The organism is Thiobacillus denitrificans ATCC 25259 (genome assembly GCF_000012745.1).
Taxonomy (GTDB): domain Bacteria; phylum Pseudomonadota; class Gammaproteobacteria; order Burkholderiales; family Thiobacillaceae; genus Thiobacillus; species Thiobacillus denitrificans_B.
The window spans coordinates 1149689-1164742 of sequence record NC_007404.1; the positions used below are offsets into that span (position 1 = coordinate 1149689).

General features: G+C 68.4%; 20 protein-coding genes. 17 read left to right on the plus strand and 3 right to left on the minus strand.

Going from position 1 to position 15054, the window contains the following annotated elements; translation table 11 throughout:
* The 16 genes from fliF to TBD_RS05545 all read left to right on the plus strand — a co-directional run bounded on the left by fliF (position 1) and on the right by TBD_RS05545 (position 12158).
* On the plus strand, positions 1–1146 hold the full coding sequence (gene fliF, locus TBD_RS05475) for a flagellar basal-body MS-ring/collar protein FliF (RefSeq protein WP_011311600.1): 1146 nt from the start codon (positions 1–3) through the stop codon (positions 1144–1146).
* Entirely contained in the window at positions 1086–1280 is a 195-nt protein-coding gene (locus tag TBD_RS15100) for a hypothetical protein (RefSeq protein WP_081429997.1), read from the plus strand. Before fliF ends, TBD_RS15100 begins: the two co-directional genes overlap by 61 nt.
* Positions 1277–2242, plus strand: coding sequence for a flagellar motor switch protein FliG (locus tag TBD_RS05480; RefSeq protein ID WP_041432409.1), 966 nt, complete (start codon positions 1277–1279; stop codon positions 2240–2242). Before TBD_RS15100 ends, TBD_RS05480 begins: the two co-directional genes overlap by 4 nt.
* Positions 2239–2844 carry a flagellar assembly protein FliH gene (locus TBD_RS05485; RefSeq protein ID WP_011311602.1) on the plus strand — a complete coding sequence of 202 codons (606 nt, stop codon included), beginning with the start codon at positions 2239–2241 and terminating at the stop codon, positions 2842–2844. The genes TBD_RS05480 and TBD_RS05485 overlap by 4 nt, the downstream gene beginning before the upstream one ends.
* Positions 2845–3077: 233 nt before the next feature.
* Positions 3078–4472: a flagellar protein export ATPase FliI gene (fliI, locus tag TBD_RS05490; protein WP_011311603.1), complete on the plus strand. Its 1395-nt coding sequence runs from the start codon at positions 3078–3080 to the stop codon at positions 4470–4472.
* The gene (locus TBD_RS05495; protein WP_011311604.1) at positions 4469–4918 is read left to right on the plus strand and encodes a flagellar export protein FliJ; all 450 of its coding nucleotides are present in this window, start codon (positions 4469–4471) and stop codon (positions 4916–4918) included. Before fliI ends, TBD_RS05495 begins: the two co-directional genes overlap by 4 nt.
* Complete coding sequence (locus tag TBD_RS05500) at positions 4918–5376, plus strand: hypothetical protein (protein WP_011311605.1); 459 nt, start codon at positions 4918–4920, stop codon at positions 5374–5376. Before TBD_RS05495 ends, TBD_RS05500 begins: the two co-directional genes overlap by 1 nt.
* Complete coding sequence (fliO, locus tag TBD_RS05505; protein WP_011311606.1) at positions 5369–5707, plus strand: flagellar biosynthetic protein FliO; 339 nt, start codon at positions 5369–5371, stop codon at positions 5705–5707. The genes TBD_RS05500 and fliO overlap by 8 nt, the downstream gene beginning before the upstream one ends.
* Entirely contained in the window at positions 5704–6429 is a 726-nt protein-coding gene (fliP, locus tag TBD_RS05510) for a flagellar type III secretion system pore protein FliP (RefSeq protein ID WP_011311607.1), read from the plus strand. The genes fliO and fliP overlap by 4 nt, the downstream gene beginning before the upstream one ends.
* Positions 6429–6683, plus strand: coding sequence for a flagellar biosynthetic protein FliQ (locus tag TBD_RS05515; RefSeq protein WP_011311608.1), 255 nt, complete (start codon positions 6429–6431; stop codon positions 6681–6683). The genes fliP and TBD_RS05515 overlap by 1 nt, the downstream gene beginning before the upstream one ends.
* Before the next feature lie 55 nt (positions 6684–6738).
* Positions 6739–7488 (plus strand): flagellar biosynthetic protein FliR, encoded by a 750-nt coding sequence (locus tag TBD_RS05520; protein WP_011311609.1) that lies wholly within the window; start codon positions 6739–6741, stop codon positions 7486–7488.
* 106 nt (positions 7489–7594) lie between these two features.
* The gene (gene dapA / locus TBD_RS05525) at positions 7595–8485 is read left to right on the plus strand and encodes a 4-hydroxy-tetrahydrodipicolinate synthase (protein ID WP_011311610.1); all 891 of its coding nucleotides are present in this window, start codon (positions 7595–7597) and stop codon (positions 8483–8485) included.
* A gap of 59 nt (positions 8486–8544) precedes the next feature.
* A complete protein-coding gene (bamC, locus tag TBD_RS05530) occupies positions 8545–9648 on the plus strand; it encodes an outer membrane protein assembly factor BamC (RefSeq protein WP_011311611.1) in 1104 nt (367 codons plus the stop codon).
* 16 nt (positions 9649–9664) lie between these two features.
* On the plus strand, positions 9665–10423 hold the full coding sequence (locus TBD_RS05535; RefSeq protein WP_011311612.1) for an MBL fold metallo-hydrolase: 759 nt from the start codon (positions 9665–9667) through the stop codon (positions 10421–10423).
* An 11-nt stretch (positions 10424–10434) separates the two neighbouring features.
* On the plus strand, positions 10435–11817 hold the full coding sequence (locus TBD_RS05540) for a DEAD/DEAH box helicase (RefSeq protein WP_011311613.1): 1383 nt from the start codon (positions 10435–10437) through the stop codon (positions 11815–11817).
* Positions 11814–12158, plus strand: coding sequence for a DUF3301 domain-containing protein (locus TBD_RS05545; RefSeq protein WP_011311614.1), 345 nt, complete (start codon positions 11814–11816; stop codon positions 12156–12158). Before TBD_RS05540 ends, TBD_RS05545 begins: the two co-directional genes overlap by 4 nt.
* Positions 12159–12185: 27 nt before the next feature.
* Here TBD_RS05545 and TBD_RS05550 read toward each other — a convergent pair whose 3' ends face one another.
* The 3 genes from TBD_RS05550 to msrB all read right to left on the minus strand — a co-directional run bounded on the left by TBD_RS05550 (position 12186) and on the right by msrB (position 14298).
* The gene (locus TBD_RS05550) at positions 12186–13124 is read right to left on the minus strand and encodes an MBL fold metallo-hydrolase (protein WP_011311615.1); all 939 of its coding nucleotides are present in this window, start codon (positions 13122–13124) and stop codon (positions 12186–12188) included.
* 67 nt (positions 13125–13191) lie between these two features.
* A complete protein-coding gene (locus TBD_RS05555) occupies positions 13192–13896 on the minus strand; it encodes a ferredoxin--NADP reductase (protein WP_011311616.1) in 705 nt (234 codons plus the stop codon).
* Positions 13897–13899: 3 nt separating this feature from the next.
* Positions 13900–14298 carry a peptide-methionine (R)-S-oxide reductase MsrB gene (gene msrB / locus TBD_RS05560; RefSeq protein WP_011311617.1) on the minus strand — a complete coding sequence of 133 codons (399 nt, stop codon included), beginning with the start codon at positions 14296–14298 and terminating at the stop codon, positions 13900–13902.
* Positions 14299–14548: 250 nt separating this feature from the next.
* Between msrB and TBD_RS05565 the strand changes: the two genes are divergently transcribed.
* Complete coding sequence (locus tag TBD_RS05565; RefSeq protein WP_011311618.1) at positions 14549–14968, plus strand: rubrerythrin family protein; 420 nt, start codon at positions 14549–14551, stop codon at positions 14966–14968.
* Positions 14969–15054 lie beyond the last annotated feature (86 nt).

Genomic DNA, 15054 nt, shown 5'->3' on the forward strand with positions numbered 1-15054 from the left:
GTGCCGGCCGGGCTGAGCTTCCTGCGCGAGCTTGTCGCGGAGGCGAGCCCGTGGCGCCGCCTCACGCTCGCCCTGCTGATTCTCGTGCCGCTCGGCGCGCTTGCTGCCGCCTACATCTGGTTCAATCCCCCCGCTTATCGCGTGCTGTACGGGCAGTTGTCCGATCGTGTCGGCGGCGAGGTGATTGGCGCGCTCGAACAGCTCGGCATTCCCTACCGCCTCTCCGCCGGCGACGGCCGCATCGAAGTGCCGGTCGACACTTTGCACGTCGCGCGCTATCGCCTTGCGGCGCTCGGGCTGCCGCGCTCGGACGCCGACGTCGAGGCCGACGTCGAGCGGGCGCCGAGCTTCGGCCTGTCGTCGTTGCAGCAACAGCAACGCCAGCAGCGCGCGCTGGAACACGAGCTTGCGCGCTCGATCCAGTCGCTCGAGGCGGTCGAGCTTGCGCGCGTCCATCTCGCGCTTCCCAAGGTCTCGCCCTTCCTGCGTGACGCGCCGCGCGCCACCGCGGCGGTGCTGGTGCGTCTGCGCCCGCGTGCGCAACTGTCGACCGAGCAGGTGACGACGATCCAGACGCTGGTCGCAGCCGCGGTGCCGCGCATGAAGCGCGCCGACGTCCAGGTGCTCGACCCGCGCGGCGTCGTGCTCGGCGGCGCTGCGCCGGAAATCGAGCCCTCGCTGCGCGTGGCGCTCGAGCAGGATCTGGCGCGGCGCGCGCTCGCCGTGCTGACGCCATGGCTCGGCGCGGAGCGCGTCAGCGTGCAGGTGACGGCGACCCTCGAGGACGCCACCACGCGCGAGACCGTCGAGCGCATGCGCCGGGTAGCGGGCGAGGGACAGGCCCGGCCGCTCGAAAAGACGGTGCGTACGACGGTCGAGCCCGAAGGCCGGATCCGCCGCATCGACGCAATCGTCATCCTCGCTTTCGACGCTGCGCCGGACGAGATCCGCAAGGCCGACGAATTGGCGCGGCAGGCGTTGGGCCTGCAGCCTGCGCGCGGCGACGCCCTGAACGTCTATGCACTGCCGCTCGCGCGCCGCCACGGCCGGCGCCGCCGGTGGTCGAGAAGCCTGCAGCCTCGCCGGTGTCGCTCGCGCTGGTCGCGGCCCTGGCCGGCGCGCTCGTCCTCGGCGGCTGGCAGTTAAGCCGGCGCAGGGTTCCGCCCGCGGCCGAGACAGCAGGCGAGGATTTCGACGCCGAGCTCGACGCCGCCCGGGCCGAAGTGCTCGCCGACCCGCGCGTCGCCGCCGACGTGATCAAGCTGTGGATGCGCGCATGAGCCAGGCCGGCACGCAAAAAGCCGCGGCGCTGCTGCTCGCCCTCGGCGAGGAGGCGACGGCTGCGGTGCTCCGTTACCTGAGCCCGCTCGAAGTCGGGCGGCTCGGTGCCGCGATGCGTGAGCTCGAGGTGCTGCCGCGCGAACGCGTGCGCGAAATCCTCCGTGACTACCACGCCGAAGCCGCCGAGCAGACCGGATTCGCCGCCGACACCGGGCGTTTCCTCGACGAGACGCTGAAGCGTGCGCTGAGCCCCGAGCGCGCCCAGATGCTGCTGCAGCGTCTCGGCGCGGGCACGGCGCAGGCGCTGGAAAAACTCGCGTGGCGAGAGCCGACCGAGATCGCCGGCCTGCTCGAAACGCAGCCGCCGCAACTGATCGCGGTCGTGTGCGCGCGTCTGCCGCGCGACGTCGCGGCCGCCGTGCTCGAACTGCTGCCGGGCAAGACGCGCGCCGACACGCTCTCGAGCCTCGCGCATAGCGACGTGCCCGACGGCGACATGCTCGGCGAGCTCGACGACTGGCTCGCGACGCTCGATCAGGGCGAGTCGGCGCAGGGCGAGGCCGCCGCGGCGCGCCTGCTCGGCCAGATGAGCCCGGGCAGCGTCGAGGCGGCGCTCAGCCAGCTCGACCAGAACGATGCAGGGCTCGCCGCGCGGCTGCGCGCACGCAACTTGGTCTTCGAAGACCTCGTGCGGCTGCCCGAGCCGGGGCGCAAGGCCTTCTTGCGCAACGTCGGCGCGCGCACGCTTCTGCATGCACTCAAGGGCAGCGACGGACGGGTGTTCGCGGCGCTCGCCGCAGTGATGAGCCCGACCGCCGCGCGGCGGATGAAGGACGATCTCGACACCCTCGGCGCCGTGCCGGTGACGGCGATCCAGGCGGCACAGGACGAGGCCGGTGCGACCTTGCGGCGACTCGTCGCCGAGGGCGCGATCGATTACCCCGAGGAGGAGACGGTATGAGCCTGGGCGACAAGCCGTCGGACGACGCCACCGCCTTCGAGCAGTGGGAGGTCGTGGAGGCCGCGCCGGCGAGCCCGGCGGCTCCTGCGGTCGACCCCGAAGCCGAACTCGCGCGCCTGCGCGAGACCGCACACGCCGAAGGTTACGCGGAGGGAATGGCCGCCGGCCGCGCCGCCGGCGAGCAGGCCTGCGGGCGTATGAAGCAGCTCGTCGAAAGCTTTTCGGCGACACTCGACAACCTCGATTTCCGCCTCGCCGACATGGTGCTCGACCTGGCGCTCGACGTCGCGCGCCAGGTCGTCGCCGGCGAACTCGCGGTGCGTCCGGAGCGCATCCTCGACGTCGTCAACCTCGCGCTCAAGCAGATGGCCGAGACCAGCCGGGAGGCGCGTCTGCTGCTGCATCCGGACGACGCCGCGCTGGTGCGGCCGCATCTCGACCAGGTGCTCGACAAGAACCGGCTGCGCATCGTCGAGGACGTGCGCATGGTGCGCGGCGGCTGCATGATCGAAACCGGACAGGGCGATCTCGACGGCACACTGCCGGCGCGCTGGCGCCAGGTCGTGCAGGTCCTCGGCTCCAATCAGAACTGGCTCGAATAGTATCCTGGGAACCCCGGTTGACCGCTCTTGCTGCTAATTTGCCATCACTTTCTGAATCAGCGTCGAGAATCTTCGATGTCCGAATCTGACGCTACGCATTCGATTGCACGACTGTCGCGCCGTCTGGCGGCGTTGCGCCTCGTTGCATGGAATGACCATGCTGCCTCGTTGCGCCTTGCCAGCCGACTCGACAGCCGCACACTCGAACGCGTCCAACCGGGGTTCTCAGGATAATGGATCGCATCGTCCGCCTGCGCGAATACCTCGCCGACTGTCGCCGCGCCACGGGCTGGGCGACGCCGATCGCCGCGAGCGGCCGGCTCACGCGGGTGTCGGGCCTGGTCATGGAAGCCGTCGGCCTGCGCATGCCGGTAGGCAGCCAGTGCCACATCCAGATTCCGGGCGGGCAAAGCATCGAGGCCGAGGTCGCGGGCTTCGCCGGCGACCGGCTATTCATCATGCCGGCTACCGACATCTACGGCGTGATGCCCGGCGCGCGCGTGGTGCCGGACAACCCGCTCGCCGCGCAGCCGCCGCGGCTCGGCATGCGCTACATCCCGCGCCGTCGCGCCCAGGACCGCGTGCGCCAGGTGCCGGTCGGCGACAGCCTGCTCGGACGCGTGCTTGACGGCGCGGGCCGCCCGCTCGACGGTATCGGCCCCTTGTCGCTCGAGCGCCGCGTGCCGCTCTACAGCCGGCCGATCAACCCGCTCGAGCGCGCGCCGATCCGCGAGACGCTCGACGTCGGCGTGCGCGCGATCAACGGCCTGCTGACCGTGGGACGTGGCCAGCGGCTCGGCCTCTTCGCCGGCAGCGGCGTTGGCAAGAGTGTGCTGCTCGGCATGATGGCGCGCATGACCGAGGCCGACGTCGTCGTCGTCGGCCTGATCGGCGAGCGCGGCCGCGAAGTCAAGGAGTTCATCGACCGCATCCTCGGCGCCGAGGGCATGGCGCGCGCCGTGGTGGTCGCGGCGCCGGCCGACCATCCACCGTTGATGCGGCTCAACGGCGCGGCCTACGCGATGTCGATCGCGGAATATTTCCGCGACCAGGGCAAGCACGTACTGCTGATCATGGATTCGCTGACGAGATATGCGATGGCGCAGCGCGAGGTCGCGCTGGCGATCGGCGAGCCGCCGGCGACCAAAGGCTATCCGCCGTCGGTATTCGCCAAGCTGCCGCAGCTCGCCGAGCGCGCCGGCAATGGCCGTAGCGGCAGCGGCTCGATCACGGCGTTCTTCACCGTGCTGATGGAAGGCGACGACCAGCAGGACCCGATCGCCGACGCCGCTCGCGCGATTCTCGACGGCCACATCGTGCTCTCGCGCGACCTTGCCGACGCCGGGCATTATCCTGCGATCGACATCGAGGCCTCGATCAGCCGGGCGCAGCCCGACCTGCTGACGGAGGAGGCGCTCGAGCGTACGCGCCGATTCAAATATCTCTATTCGCGCTACATGCGCAGCCGCGATCTGCTCGCAGTCGGCGCCTACGTTCCCGGCGCCGACGTCGTGCTCGACGAGGGCGTACGGCTGTATCCCCGCATGCAGGGCTACCTGATGCAGGGCATGCGCGAGCAGGCCTCGCTCGACGCGGCGCGCGACGGCCTCGAAGGGATACTCGGGTGAAGCCGTTCGCGCTCGCGCGCGTGTTGCAGCTGGCCGAGCGCCGCAGCGAGACGCTGGCGCGGACGGTCAAGCTCGCGCATGGCGTCTGGCTGCGCGCGCGCGGCCATCAGGTGCGGCTCCTCGCCCTGCGCGACGCCCACATCGGCGAACTTGCGAGCGAACTGCGTGCCGGCGTGAGCGCGGCGCAGTTGCAGCAAACCAGCCGCCTGCAGCGCGCGCAGGCCGCGAAGATGGCGGCGGCACAGGCGAGCATCGACAACGCGCACCGCGCGTGGCAAGCGCGGCTTGCCGAATGGATGGAGGTCGAGCAGAAGGTGAAGGCCTTGCGGCTGCTCGAGGCGCGCCATCGCGCCCATGCGGCAGTCCAGCAACGGCGCATCGAGCAGCGCCAGCACGACGAACTGGTCGAGCTGATCCACGGCCGCGCCGGGCGGGGGGTGCGCTGATGCAGCTGCTCGACCTGTCGGCCGAAGAATGTGCCTTCCTTGCCGGCCCGGCCCCCGCGCCGCCGGAAGGATTGGCGCCCCGTCTGACGCGCAGGCTGGCGGCGACCTTGAGCGCGCGCCTGCGCATGCCGGTGCAGGTGAGCGAAACCGGCGCGCCCTGTTCCGAGGTGCCCGGCCCGCTTTGGCAGCCCGATAACACGCTCGCCGCGTTGTGGCTCACGCGTCGTCTCGGCGGCCGTCACGTCGCGGGGCGTGCCGCCGGCGTGCCGCGCGGCCTGCTGCAGACCCTCGACGAAGTTCTGGCCGAGACCTGGCTCGACGCCCCGGTCGCCGCGTTGCCGGCTTGCCTCGCCTGGCAGGTGAGCGCGGAGGCGACGCGATCCTTGCTCACGCTCGCACTGCCGAGCGATTCACGCGACATGACGCGCTGGGCGCAGGAGGTCATTCGACATGGCTAGACGAACGTGCGCAGCGGCGATGCTGTTCGTGCCCGCACAGGTGTGGGCGGCCGCCCCCGACGCGACCGGCAGCATGCTGAGTGTGTTCGTGAGCTTGGCCCTCATTCTCGGCGGCTTCGTCGCCGTCGCATGGCTGGCCCGACGCTACCTGCCCGGGATGGCCTCGCAGGGGATCGTGAAGGTGATCGGCACGACCTCGGTCGGGCCGCGCGAGCGCGTCGTCGTCGTCGAGATCGACAATACCTGGCTGACGCTCGGCGTGGGCGGCGGCAATGTGCGATTGCTCCACACGCTGCCCAAGCCGGCGGCCGGCACGGAGTCTTCCCGATGAGTCGCCTGCTGCTGTTGACGCTCGCTCTGAGCACGCCCGCTCTGGGCGCGGAACCGACCGTGCCGCTGCTCGCGGTGACGCCGGCCGCAGGCGGCGAGGTGATTGGCGTGCCGGCCGCGAGCCTGCCGTGGCTGCTGCTGTTTCCGTTTCTTCCGGCCTTGCTGCTCGCGTTCACCGCGTTCACCCGGATCGCGGTCGTGCTGTTCCTGTTGCGTCAGGGCATCGGCAGCCCGACGGCGCCGCCGAATCTCGTGCTGACCGGCCTCGCCGTGCTGCTGACGCTGTTCGTGATGTCGCCGGCGCTGAAGACGATCAACGCGGACGCCTACGAGCCGTATCTCGCGGGAACGCTGGCCCTCGACGAGGCCGCCGCCGAGGCGGCCGCGCCGCTCAAGCGCTTCATGCTGCATCAGACGCGTGCGGAGGATCTCGCGCTTTTCGTCGAGGACGACCCGACCGTTGATCCGAGGCGCGCGGAAACGGTTCCGCTCGCCGCGCTCGCGCCGGCCTTCCTTACGAGCGAACTGAAGACCGCGTTCCAGATCGGCTTCATGGTCGTTCTGCCGTTTCTGGTGATCGATCTTGTCGTCGCGGCCGTGCTCACCGCGCTCGGAATGATCATGCTGCCGCCGCAACTCGTTTCGCTGCCGCTCAAGCTCTTGCTGTTCGTCGCGGTCGACGGCTGGCATCTGCTGGTCGGCTCCCTCATCGGCAGCTTCTGATGGAAGACCTGGCCCGCGACGCGCTCTGGCTGACCGTCACGATCGCCGGCCCGCTCCTGGTCGCGGGGCTGCTCGTCGCGTTCGCCGTCAGTCTCTTCCAGGCAGCGACGCAGATTCTCGAGCCCACGCTCGCCTTCGTGCCCAAGCTCTTGATCGTCGTGCTCGTGCTCGCCGCGCTCGGCGGCTGGATGAGCGATCAGCTGGTGGAATTCGCGCGGGGCGTGCTGACGGATTTCCCGAGCCTCCTCGAATGACGAGCTTGCCGCGGAAAGGTGTAGCGACCCGGCTTGCGCCGAACCCGGGGCAGCGGTGCCACTGACCGAAGCAGCGCTTGGTGCCTGGCTCTATGGCTTCGCCCGCCTTGCGGGGTGGACGCTGCTCGACCCGTTGACCGGTCGCCTGCCAGTCGGCCTGCGCCTGCTGCTCGCGGCGGTGCTCGCGCTGGCGCTGATGCCGGGTCAGACGCTCGCGGTGCCGCCGCCCTTTACCGCCGCCGGGCTGCTCGCGCTCGGCGTCGAGTTCGCGTGGGGCGCCGCGCTGGCCCTGTGCGTGTGGCTCGTGTTCGCGGCGGCGGCCGCCGCCCTGACCTGGACCGGGCACACCGCGACGGCGGGTCTCATGACGTTGACGGCCGAGCAGGCCGCGCCGGCCGACGCCGCGTGGCGGGCGCTGGCGGGGTGGCTCGCCGCGATGGCCTTCCTCGGCGCGAGCGGACACTTGCTCGTGGTCGACGCCCTGCGCGACAGCTTCACGGCGATGCCGCTCGCGGTCTTGCCCGAGGCCGCGGCATTGCGCGAGCTCGCCGAAGCCGGCGCCTGGCTCTTCGCGGCCGGGGTCCAACTGGCCTTGCCGCTGCTGGCGCTTGTGCTGCTCGTGCAACTCGCATTCGCCCTCGTCGCGCGGACGACGCCGGGCCTCGACCTGTTCTCGGCGGGCCTCGGCATCGCGGCTGCGGCTCTCGTGCTGGCGTGGATCTGGGCCGTGCCGCGGATCAGCCAGGGAATCGGCTCCGCCGTCGCGCAACTGGCGACCTGGATGGCCGCGCTCGCCGGGCGATGACGCCGGTCGCGTCACGCCCCGCGGCCAGATGGATTAGAATGTGGCGATTTATCACGGCTGTCGCCCCAAGGCGGCGCGGCAGTCCCATAACAGCGGCGGAAACAGCATGGCAGAAATAAGCACGGCCAGAGGAAGCCTGGTCGCGATCGTGACCCCGATGTCGGATGACGGCGCGCTCGATCTGGGCGCGTTGCGCCGTCTGATCGACTGGCACATCGAACAGGGAACTGACGGCATCGTCATCGTCGGCACGACCGGCGAGTCGCCGACGGTCAACTTCGACGAGCACTGTCTGCTGATCCGCACCGCGGTCGAACAGGCGGGTGGACGCGTGCCGGTCATCGCAGGTACCGGTGCCAATTCGACCAGCGAGGCGATCGCGCTCACCGAATGCGCGCGCGCGGCCGGTGCCCAGGCGGGCCTCTCGGTCGTGCCCTACTACAACAAGCCGACGCAGGAAGGGCTCTACCAGCACTACCGCAAGATCGCCGAAGCGGTCGACCTGCCGCTCATCCTTTACAACGTGCCCGGGCGGACGGTGGCCGATCTCGCCAACGACACGGCGGTGCGCCTCGCGGAAGTGCCCGGCATCGTCGGCCTCAAGGACGCGACTGGCAACATGGAACGCGCGGCCGATCTGGTGCGTCGGGTGCCGAAGGGTTTTGCTCTCTACAGCGGCGACGACGCGTCGGCGTTGCCGTTCATGTTGCTCGGCGGACACGGCGTGATCTCGGTCACGGCGAACGTCGCGCCTCGGTTGATGCACGAAATGTGCGTCGCGGCCTTCGAAGGGAATCTCGCGCGTGCGCGCGAATGCAACGACGCGCTGTTGCCGCTGCATAGCAAGCTTTTCGTCGAAGCCAATCCGATTCCGGTCAAGTGGGCGTGCGCCGAACTTGGCCTGATTCCCCCGGGCCTGCGCCTGCCGCTGACGCCGCTGTCTGGCGGACAGCACGAAGTCGTGCGCGCCGCAATGCGCCACGCCGAATTGATCTAGCGTGACGCGGCCGCGTTGCGTGCTCCAGATGTAAAACCCGCGATTTAGGACACCCTTTCATGCGTTTATTGCCCCTGTTCTTGATGGTCACCCTTGCTGCATCGGGTTGCGGCATCGTGGAATCCAAGAAGATCGACTACAAGTCTTCGAACAAGCTGCCGACGCTCGAGATCCCGCCGGATCTGGTCGCGCCCACCGCCGACAACCGCTACGCGATTCCAGACACCGAAGGTAGCGGTACCGCGACGCTCTCGACCTATAGCGCGGAACGCAAGGCGGCGCCCTCCGGCACCCCCAGCCTGCTGCCGGCGCAGGACAAGGCGCGTATCGAACGCGCTGGCACGCAGCGCTGGCTCGTCGTCCAGGCGACGCCGCAACAGGTCTGGCCGGTGATCAAGGATTTCTGGCAGGAGAACGGCTTCATCGTCAATCTCGAGTCCCCGGAGACCGGCGTGATCGAAACCGACTGGGCGGAAAACCGCGCCAAGATCCCGCAGGACGTGATCCGCCGCACGCTCGGCAAGGTGCTCGATGGCCTCTACTCGACCGCCGAGCGCGACAAGTTCCGTACACGCATCGAGGCGGGGTCAGGCGGCACCGAAATCTATCTGAGCCACCGCGGCATGATGGAAGTCTACGCGACCGAGGGCAAGGACAAGACGGTCTGGCAGCCGCGCCCGGCCGATCCAGAACTCGAGGCCGAGATGCTGCGTCGTCTGATGTTGCGCTTTGGCGTCGAGGAGAATCGCGCCCAGACGCTGCTCACGGCGAAACAGACGCCGGACCAGGCGCGCGTGATCCGCGACGCCGGCGGCAGTTTGCTCGAAATGGACGAAGGCTTCGACCGCGCCTGGCGCCGCGTCGGCCTCGCGCTCGACCGCGTCGGCTTCGCGGTCGAGGACCGCGACCGCTCGAAGGGCACCTACTTCGTGCGTTACATCGACCCTGACGCCGACAACGCGAGCAAGCGCGACGAGGGCATGTTCGCCAAGCTGGCCTTCTGGCGCAGCAAGAAGGATCAGGCGTCGCCGCAATTGCAGATCGTCGTCGACGAGGCCGGGGAAGGCAAGAGCCGGGTCCGCGTCGCGGGCGGGGAGGGCAGGGCGGCCGACGCGGCGACGCAGAACCGGATCATCAATCTGCTGCACAAAGAGCTGAAGTGATGCAGGAAGCGCGCTGATGCGGTTCGCGAGTCTCGGTAGCGGGAGCGAAGGCAACGGCCTCGTCGTCGAGGCGGGCGCGACCCGGGTGCTCATGGATTGCGGCTTCGGGCTGGCGGAAAGCACCGTGCGTCTGGCGCGGCTCGGCCTCAAACCGGGCGACCTCGCGGCGATCGTCGTCACGCACGAGCACAGCGACCATATCGGCGGGGTCGGCCGGCTGGCGCGCAAGTACAAGCTGCCGGTGCGGCTGACCGCCGGGACGCTGGCCATGGCGAACGATCTCGCCGGCGTCACGGTCGAGGTGATCGACAGCCACGCGGCGTTCGCGCTGGACGATCTCGAAATCCAGCCGTTTCCGGTGCCGCACGACGCGCGCGAACCGGTGCAATTCGTGTTCGGCGACGGCCAGCGCAGGCTCGGCGTGCTCACCGACGCCGGCTGCGGCACGCCCCATATCGAGGCGACGCTGGCGGGCGTCGACGCGCTCGTGCTCGAATGCAATCACGACGCCGTCATGCTGGAAAACGGGCCCTATCCGGCGAGTCTCAAGCGTCGCGTCGGCGGCCGCTTCGGCCACCTCGAGAACGGCCAGTCGGCGGCGCTGCTCGGCAAACTCAAGCACGAGCGGCTGCGCTGTGTGGTCGCCGCGCACGTGTCGAAGCGGAACAACACGGCGGCGCTCGCGCGGCGGGCGCTGGCACAGGTGCTCGACTGTGCCGACGACGAGGTGCGGGTGGCCTGTCAGACGGCGGGCTTTGACTGGATCAGTGTTTAATTGGACGGACTTTGACGACTTTTGCTGAACTCGGGCTTGCGCCCGACATCCTGCGCGCCCTCGACGAAATGGGCTACGTCTCGCCGACGCCGATCCAGGCGCAGGTGATTCCGCGTGCGCTGCAGGGCGGCGACATTCTCGGCGCGGCGCAGACCGGGACCGGCAAGACCGCGGCTTTCGCGCTGCCGCTGATCCAGCGCCTGCTGCCCTTCGCCAACACCAGCACCTCGCCGGCCAAGCATCCGATCCGTGCGCTCATCCTCACGCCGACGCGCGAACTCGCGATCCAGGTCGAGGAGGCGATCCAGGCCTACACCAAACACGTTCCGCTGCGCTCGCTGGTCGTCTACGGCGGCGTCAACATCAACACCCAGATACCGATCCTCAAGACCGGCGTCGAAATCCTGGTCGCGACGCCGGGGCGGCTGCTCGATCATGTGCAGAACAAGACGCTGATGCTGACCCAGGTCAACACACTCGTGCTCGACGAAGCCGACCGCATGCTCGACATGGGCTTCATGCCGGATCTCCGGCGCATCGTCGCCTTGCTGCCGGCGCAGCGCGTGAACATGATGTTCTCGGCGACCTTTCCGGAAGAAATTCGCAAGCTCGCCGACAGCATCCTCAGCACGCCGACCTTCATCGAGGTGGCGCGCAACGAGACGGCCGTCACGGTCACCCAAGTCGTGCATCCGGTGCATCACGAGCGCAAGCGGCAATTGCTCGCGCACCTGATCAAGAGCCGCGACCTGCGCCAGGTGCTCGTCTTCACGGGGACCAAGCTCGGCTGCAACCGGCTGGCCAACGAACTCAACAAGGCCGGCATTCATGCCGACGCGATCCACGGCGACAAGACCCAGCAGGAGCGTATCAAGGCGCTCGACGCCTTCAAGGCCGGCACGATCCGTGTGCTCGTCGCGACCGACGTCGCGGCGCGCGGAATCGACATCGAGGCGCTGCCTTTCGTCGTCAACTACGACCTGCCGCACAACGCCGAGGATTACGTCCATCGCATCGGCCGGACCGGGCGCGCGGGCGCCAAGGGCGAGGCGATCTCGCTCGTCAGCGAAGCCGAGACGCGCTACCTCAAGGACATCGAAAGACTGATCGGCACGCCGCTCGAGCCCGTGATCGTTCCCGGCTTCGAGCCCGGCGCGGCCGACGTGCCGGCGTTCGAGTCGCGCCCGGCGCGCGCCCCGCGCAGCAGCGACCGGGGACGTGAACGGGCGCCCGCCAAACCCCAGCCGAGCCGCGACGCGCTGTTCGACGCACCCTATGTGCCGCGCGAGCCCGGGCAGGGCGACGCTGCCCACGCTCCGGCGCGGCCGGCGCCGACAAAGCAGGTGGCGGCCCTCTTTCGCAGCCCGGTCAAGCGGAACGTCCCGGACCAGTGAGCTGGGAATTCCTGCTGCTGGGCCTGTTCGGCGCCCTCGGCTGGTATTGGTACGCGGGCATGCAGGCGCGCGAGCTGGCGGTCGCGGCCGGCCGTCGCGCCTGCGCGGACGCGGGTGTCCAGTTCCTCGACGAGAGCGTTGCGCTCCAGCGGCTCAGGTTTGCGCGCAACGACAACGGGCAGTTGCAGTTCCAGCGCGATTTCAGGTTCGAATTTTCGGACACCGGCGACAATCGCAGGCCGGGGGTCGTGCACATGTTCGGCGCGCGCGTGGTGTGGGTCAATCTCGACGGTGAATGGCGGCCGCAGGCGGTCGCGAGCGTGACCCGCCTGCACGATTGAAGCACGCGGCAAGTGCCGCGTGACTGCCTATTCCTGCTCGATCTCGAGTATCGCCAGGCTGATCTGGGGCCCGAGGTTGGCGTCCCACTCGGCCCAGTTCTTGTAGGCCTTGAGCTTTTCGGCGATGAGCGGCTTCATTTCGAAGTCGCTCTTGCCTTCGTCGTAAAGTCGCCGCACTTCGGCCATCAGCGCGTCGAAATAGGCTTTCTGTTCCTCGACCAGTTTGCGGTCGCCGGTCTTGCCGTGGCCGGGGACGTAGAGCTTCGCGTCGACCGCGAGCGCACGCTCGGTTTCCTTCATCACGCCCTTGAACGTGCCGTCGCGCAGGTTCATGACCTGACGGCTGAGGACGTTGTCGCCGGTGAAGAGCGTGCGGTCCTCGACGACCTCGATCATGAGGTCGGTCTTGCTGTGCGCGTGGGTCGACGAATGGATGCGGAAGGTCTTTCCGCCGATCTTGAATTCCTGTCCGTCGCGGGCCTCGACGGTCGGAATCTCGGCGCGCGTCCCGTCGGTATAGCCCTTGGTCATGTCCGACATCAGCTTGATCCAGAATGCGCCGGCGCCGTCGCGCGCGCCTTTGATCATGTCCGGGTGGCCGATGATCGTCGCCTTGGGCCAGACCTCGAGGATCGCCTGATTGCCGAGCCAATGGTCACCGTGGACGTGGGTGTTGAAGACGTGGGTGACCGGCTTCTTGGTCGTCTTGCGAACCTGCGCGACGACCATGCGGCCGGCCTGCACGCTGGAACCGGGATCGATGACGACGACGCCGTCGGGGGTGACGATCCACGCCGGGTTGTTCATGAAGCTCTGGTTTTCGACCGAGGGAACGCCTTGCGGGCCGTGGATGACGTAGGTCTCGGCGCCGACTTTCTGCGCGGGGTGCGTGCGGACGACGTCCTTGGGTCCAGCGGCTGCACTGGTGCAGAAAGCGAGGGTGGCGAGCAGCGGAAGTAGGCGCATATCAGAGTCTCCTTGTGGTTGCGGAACCATACACAGACAACCCTGAGAGTTTAATGGTCGAAAACGCCTACCACCATTTTTCGAAGATGATCCGGTTCATCGGCACGCCGAGGTCGTGGAGCAGCGTGCTCATGTCTTCGACCATTCCGCGCGGCCCGCACAGGTAATAGAGCGTATCGTCCGGCACGTCGAGCGCATGCAGCTTGACCGGATCGATGCGGCCGGTCAGACCATGCCACGCCGGATCGGGTTGGGTGACCGTGATGCTGAGATGCAGGTTGCGGTGGTTGCGGACCGCGGCTTCGAGTTCGTCGCGGAAGAGGATTTCGCGACTGTCCGATACGCTGTAGACCAGGTGCGCCTGCGTCCCCAGTCCGGCGTCGCGGACGTGGCGAAAGATCGAGAGCATCGGCGTGATGCCCACGCCGCCGCCGATCAGCACGACGTTGTCGCTCATCTCGGGCAGGTAGACGAACGGCCCCTGGCCCTGGCTCACGCGCACGCGGTCACCCGGCGCGGCCTCGTCGTGAACCCAACGCGCGAGCGGATGCCGCGCGCTCGCCTTGACGGCGAGTTCGATCGTGCCGGGATGCAGCGGCGAGGTCGTGATCGAGTAACCGGACGTGTGCCTGGCGCCGTCGACATCGACGCTCAGATCGACCCACTGCCCGGGCAGGAAGCGGAAGCCGGGGTCGGCGACGGCGAGGCGGAGAACACGTATCTGGGGGGTGGCGGCGACGACTGCCGCGATCTCGGCTTCAAAGACGTGCAAGGCTCAGTCCTTCGGGTGAAAACTGAGCGACGCCGAATTGATGCAGTAGCGCAGACCGGTGGGCGGCGGCCCGTCGGGGAAGACGTGGCCGAGGTGCGAGTTGCAGCGGCTGCACAGCGCTTCGGTGCGGACCATGCCGTGGGTGGTGTCGGTGCGCTCGCGCACGGCCTGCGCGTTCAGGGCCTCGTAAAAGCTTGGCCAGCCGGTGCCCGAGTCGAACTTCGCCGACGACGAGAAGAGCGGCGCGCCACAAGCCGCGCAGCGGTATTCGCCGTTCGCGTGGTGATCCCAGTACTCCCCGGTAAACGCCCGCTCGGTGCCCTGTTCGCGCAGGATGCGGTACTGCTCCGGCGACAGTTCGGCGCGCCACTGCGCGTCGGTTTTGGGTTCGTCAGTGCTCATCTCGCTTCTCCGTTCGAGGGCAAAAAAGTGTAACTGCGCGCCGCAAGTGGTACGGGCGTTCCGGCACCGCGACGATTTGCCGCGCGCGTGTTGACAGCATTATCGTAGCGGGTTTAATCTTCGTTCAGGTATTAGACTTAGTCTAAACACCGCAATTTCATCCCGCGGAGCCGTCGAACGCCGGCGGTGGAGGGCCCCGGGATGGAAGGTCTATGCTGCAAAGCATTTAATCAAACAAGGAGATCACGTCATGCAACTCAAAGGTTCGAAAACCGAAGAACATCTGAAGGCCGCATTTGCCGGCGAATCGCAGGCCAACCGCCGCTACCTCTACTTCGCAGCGAAGGCCGACGTCGAAGGCTACAACGACGTCGCTGCCGTCTTCCGTTCGACCGCCGAAGGCGAAACCGGCCATGCCCACGGCCATCTCGAGTACCTCGAGAAGTGCGGCGACCCCGCGACCGGCATGGCTTTCGGCCCCACCGCCGACAACCTGAAGACCGCGATCGCCGGCGAGACGCATGAGTACACCGACATGTACCCGGGCATGGCGAAGGACGCGCGCGGCGAAGGCTTCGATGAGATCGCCGACTGGTTCGAGACCCTGGCCAAGGCAGAACGCTCGCACGCCAACAAGTTCCAGAAGACCCTCGACAGCCTGGGTTCCTGACGCACTACGGGGAGACGGGCCGCGGGCCCGTTCCCTGGCCGGCGAGGGCGCCGACCGGACGCAAGCGTCCAAGCGCCTTCGTGCCG

Bases quoted from the DNA above. Each gene is read 5' to 3' on its own strand.
- TBD_RS05480 (WP_041432409.1), top strand. From the start codon at position 1,277: ATGAGCCAGGCCGGCACGCAAAAAGCCGCGGCGCTGCTGCTCGCCCTC.
- TBD_RS05485 (WP_011311602.1), top strand. From the start codon at position 2,239: ATGAGCCTGGGCGACAAGCCGTCGGACGACGCCACCGCCTTCGAGCAG.
- fliI (WP_011311603.1), top strand. From the start codon at position 3,078: ATGGATCGCATCGTCCGCCTGCGCGAATACCTCGCCGACTGTCGCCGC.
- TBD_RS05500 (WP_011311605.1), top strand. From the start codon at position 4,918: ATGCAGCTGCTCGACCTGTCGGCCGAAGAATGTGCCTTCCTTGCCGGC.
- fliO (WP_011311606.1), top strand. From the start codon at position 5,369: ATGGCTAGACGAACGTGCGCAGCGGCGATGCTGTTCGTGCCCGCACAG.
- fliP (WP_011311607.1), top strand. From the start codon at position 5,704: ATGAGTCGCCTGCTGCTGTTGACGCTCGCTCTGAGCACGCCCGCTCTG.
- TBD_RS05515 (WP_011311608.1), top strand. From the start codon at position 6,429: ATGGAAGACCTGGCCCGCGACGCGCTCTGGCTGACCGTCACGATCGCC.
- dapA (WP_011311610.1), top strand. From the start codon at position 7,595: ATGGCAGAAATAAGCACGGCCAGAGGAAGCCTGGTCGCGATCGTGACC.
- bamC (WP_011311611.1), top strand. From the start codon at position 8,545: ATGCGTTTATTGCCCCTGTTCTTGATGGTCACCCTTGCTGCATCGGGT.
- TBD_RS05535 (WP_011311612.1), top strand. From the start codon at position 9,665: ATGCGGTTCGCGAGTCTCGGTAGCGGGAGCGAAGGCAACGGCCTCGTC.
- TBD_RS05550 (WP_011311615.1), bottom strand. From the start codon at position 13,124: ATGCGCCTACTTCCGCTGCTCGCCACCCTCGCTTTCTGCACCAGTGCA.
- msrB (WP_011311617.1), bottom strand. From the start codon at position 14,298: ATGAGCACTGACGAACCCAAAACCGACGCGCAGTGGCGCGCCGAACTG.
- TBD_RS05565 (WP_011311618.1), top strand. From the start codon at position 14,549: ATGCAACTCAAAGGTTCGAAAACCGAAGAACATCTGAAGGCCGCATTT.